At 66.1% G+C, this 2,660-nt stretch carries 2 protein-coding genes and 1 pseudogene; all 3 read left to right on the top strand.

Features of this window, described 5'->3' with window-relative positions:
- Window positions 1–1,003, top strand: a pseudogene (locus RT662_RS02410) (glutamine-synthetase adenylyltransferase); the annotation flags it as partial.
- 5 nt (window positions 1,004–1,008) lie between these two features.
- Window positions 1,009–1,467, top strand: coding sequence for a peroxiredoxin (locus tag RT662_RS02405; protein ID WP_313668861.1), 459 nt, complete (start codon window positions 1,009–1,011; stop codon window positions 1,465–1,467).
- Window positions 1,468–1,914: 447 nt separating this feature from the next.
- A partial coding sequence (locus RT662_RS02400; RefSeq protein WP_313668859.1) for a M23 family metallopeptidase occupies window positions 1,915–2,660 on the top strand: 746 nt, incomplete at its 3' end.

Here is a 2,660-nt window from a genome sequence, read left to right as displayed (position 1 = left end):
GCGCTGGACGGCGGAAATCCGCTTTCAGCTCGGCGCGCAGCTGATCGAGGGCCATGCTGGCGCGCTCGCCGTGGGGCGCAGCCTGGCTGATCTGGCCGATGCCGCCGTGCAGAATCTGGCGCCGGCAGTGGCAGAGGATTTCGCCCGCAGCCATGGTCGCGTGCCGGGCGGCGAACTGGTGGTGCTGGCGCTGGGCCGGCACGGCGGCCGGGCGATGACGCACGCCAGCGATCTTGATCTGGTGTTCCTGTTCACCGGCCACCACGAAACCCTGTCGGATGGGGCCAAGCCGTTGCCGGCCGCCACCTATTTCAACCGGCTGGCGGCACGGCTGGTGACAGCGCTTTCGGTACCGACCGCCGCCGGTGCGCTGTACGAAGTGGATACGCGGCTGCGACCATGGGGAGCGAAGGGCAATCTGGCGCTCTCGGTGGACAGTTTCGCCCGTTATCAGCGCGATGAAGCGGAAAGCTGGGAGCATATGGCGCTCACCCGCGCCCGCGTCGTGGCCGGGCCGGCCGAAGCGGCACAGGCGGTGATTGCCGGTGTGCTGGCCGCCCCGCGTGATGTACCAACCTTGCGCAAGGCGGTGCTGGCGATGCGGGCAGACATGGCCGCTGCCAAGCCGCCGCAGGGCCGGTTCGATGTGAAGCTGGCCGCGGGCGGCATGGTCGATCTGGAGTTCATCGTGCATTTTCGTCAGCTGGCCAACGGGCAGGGCCTGGCGCCGGAGCTGCCGGTGGCGCTGGATGAGCTCATCGCCGCTGGATTGCTGCCGGCCGATCTTCGGCAAGCGCATGATTTCCTGGCGCGTACGCTGATCTGGCTGCGGCTGCTGTTTGCCGGCGCCCGGGTGCCCGATACGCTGCCCGAACCGGTGCAGGCGATCCTTGCGCGGGCGCTGGCTGCGGCAAATTTCACCGGCTTCACCGAACAACTGGCCATCGCCAGACAGGCGGTGCGCATGGCATGGGCAGAGGTGTTCAGCGAAGGAGACAAATGATGAGCATGCCGCAACCCGGAACTGCTGCCCCGGCCTTTACGATGGATGGCGACACGGGCCCAATCAGCCTGACTGATTTCGCCGGCAAGAAACTGGTGCTCTATTTCTACCCCAAGGACGACACGCCGGGCTGCACCAACGAAGGCAAGGCGTTCTCGGCGCTCAAGGCCGATTTCGATGCCGCCGATACGGTGGTGGTGGGCGTCTCGCGCGACAGCGTCGCCAGTCACGCCAAGTTTCGCGCCAAGCATGGCCTGACCGTGCTGCTCGGTAGCGACCCCGGCGACGTGACGGAGGCTTATGGCACGTGGGTGGAAAAATCCATGTACGGCAAGAAGTATATGGGGATCGAGCGCGCCACCTTCCTGATCGGCCGCGACGGCAAGATCGCCGAAGTTTGGGCCAAGGTGAAGGTGCCCGGCCATGCCGAAGCCGTTCTGGCCACGGCACAGGCGATGGCCTGAACTGAAGACGCCCTGAGGATTTCTACGCTGCGCCACTTGTACGAACACTGAGGGAGAAAAACCGGCGGCGACCGGATCATCGCGGGGAGGGGACGCCCCATCGATCCTGATTCGCCGCCGGCACCCTCGCGCACCAGCGATCCGACCGGGGCCCATCCGACGGATCAAACTGCTGCCATGAGTGTATCTACGGCCGCCGTTGGCCAGAGTTTCACGCTTGTGGCACGAAAAGGTCACAATTCATCGCCTGCGCCGAACGGTTGGCCGCTCCCCGGCGAATGAACCATTGTTCAGCCCGGCGGGGGCTGCTCATTAACCAGTGTCAGTCGGGTTCACCGGCGGCAAAAGGGGACAGTGGTTTTGCTGGGTGATGGCACTGGAATCTGATTCCGGTGTGAAATCCTCGCTTGCCCGGGTTCCCAGCCTGATGAAGGGTCGCACTGGGTCATGCAATTTCTGAGCGGCAAGATGATGATGGCGGCACTGGGCCTGTTGGGCCTCGTGGCAACCGCTCCGGCCGCCGCCGATGATGTGACTTCCGCCGCCCCGATTTCCGCCGTTTCCGCCGTCTCGGCCATGACGCTGGACGACAGCGCCACCAACAAGGCCAGCAGCATGGCCGAAGCCCGCCGCGCCTTCCTTGCGGCGCTGGCCAACGAACGCACCGATGCCGCCACCCTGGCCCGCATGCTGCCGCGCGCTGGCCAGCCCGTTGCTGCGCTGATCGGCGCTGCCCCGGCCGGCACCCCACGCGCCGAAGCCGTGCTGCGCCGCCTTGGCCTCAACCCGGATCGCTTCCTCGGTAATGCCGGCGGCCCCTTCATCGCCGCCAATGATCCGCAAGTGCGCGATCTGCAGGCCAGCGCCGCGCGCCAGGCCGCCATCGCCGCCACCTTCGCTCGCATCCCGGCCTTCCTGCCGGTCAATCATTATGATCCGTCGTCGGATTTCGGCTATCGTTCCGATCCGTTCCACGGCGGCGGCGCCTTCCACGCCGGCATCGACATGACCGGCAAGACCGGCGACGCCATACATGCTGCGGCCGATGGTGTCGTTGTCCGCGCCGGCTGGTGGGCAGGCTATGGCAAGGTGGTCGTGATCGATCACGGCAATGGCCTCGAAACCCGCTATGGCCACATGACCCGCTTCCACGTGAAGGAAGGCGACGTGATCCGCCAGGGCCAGGTTGTTGG

Source organism: Sandarakinorhabdus sp. (assembly GCF_032115815.1).
In the GTDB taxonomy this organism is placed as follows: domain Bacteria; phylum Pseudomonadota; class Alphaproteobacteria; order Sphingomonadales; family Sphingomonadaceae; genus Sandarakinorhabdus.
Note: the sequence above shows the minus strand (reverse complement) of the source record. Positions and strands in the feature narration are given on the sequence as shown.